This window comes from Paraburkholderia sp. BR10141 (genome assembly GCF_056155635.1).
Genome location: NZ_JBMIQH010000125.1, coordinates 1 through 1,000, shown reverse-complemented (window position 1 = coordinate 1,000; position 1,000 = coordinate 1). Strand labels below are relative to the sequence as shown.

The following is a 1,000-nucleotide window of genomic DNA, read 5'->3' as shown; positions in this document are numbered from 1 at the left end:
CACTGGCGCGCCGGTGTTGCCCCAGCTCGCACGCACGAAGGTGGACACGTCGGCCACTTCCTGGTCGGACAGACGCCAGCCGAACGGCGGCATCGTGAACGACGAGGGCGCGGATTGCGTGCCTTCGAGCGCGCTGCCTGCGAGCAGCACGTGAATCAGCGAAGTGGGGTCCTTGCCCTGCACGACCGGGTTGCCGCCGAGCGCCGGGAACACGCGCGTGTAGCCGCGTCCGTCGCTGCGGTGGCAGGCCATGCAGTTGTCGCGATAGACCGCTGCGCCGCGTGCGCTCGCGTCGCCGTTTTGCAGCTTGTGCGCGGCGGCGGGATCGTAGGCATACGCGGTTTCCTTCGGGTCACTGGAGGGCAGCGTCTTGAGGTAGCGCGCGATGGCGAGCAGGTCCGCGTCGTTCATGTGCTGCATGCTGTGCTGAACCACGTCGGTCATGCCGCCGAACGCCGCAGTATGCAGATTGCGTCCCGACTTGAGGAACTGCACGATGTCGTCCTCGTTCCAGCTGCCCAGGCCCGTGCGCGGGTTGCCGCGCAGGCTGGAGGGGACCCAGCCGTCGATCGGGGCGCCGCCCGCGAGGAAGTCGTCGCCTTCGAGGTCGGTGAGCGCAAGCTCCTGCATCGTGCGTGCGCGCGGCGTGTGGCACGCGCCGCAGTGGCCGAGGCCCTGCACGAGATACGCGCCGCGCGCGACGATCGCATCGTTGTAATGCGAGCCGTCGAACGCCTGCACCTTCGGCGCGAACAGCAGGCGCCAGGCGCCGAGCGGCCAGCGCATCGAGAGCGGCCAGGGAATGTCCACCGCGCGGTTCTGCGCCTGCACGGGCCCGACGCCATGCATGAAGTACGCGTAGAGCGCCTTCATGTCGTCGTCGGAAAGGCGTGCGTACGACGGGTAGGGCATCGCCGGGTAAAGCGTGTCGCCGTTCGGCCGCACGCCCTGGCGCACGGCCCTGGCGAAGTCGTCGTAGCTCCACTTGCCGATGCCCGTA

Annotated in this window: 1 protein-coding gene; it reads right to left on the bottom strand. The window is 69.0% G+C overall.

The features are described from left to right. A partial coding sequence (locus ACOJB8_RS41120; protein ID WP_475017984.1) for a c-type cytochrome occupies positions 1-1,000 on the bottom strand: 1,000 nt, incomplete at both ends.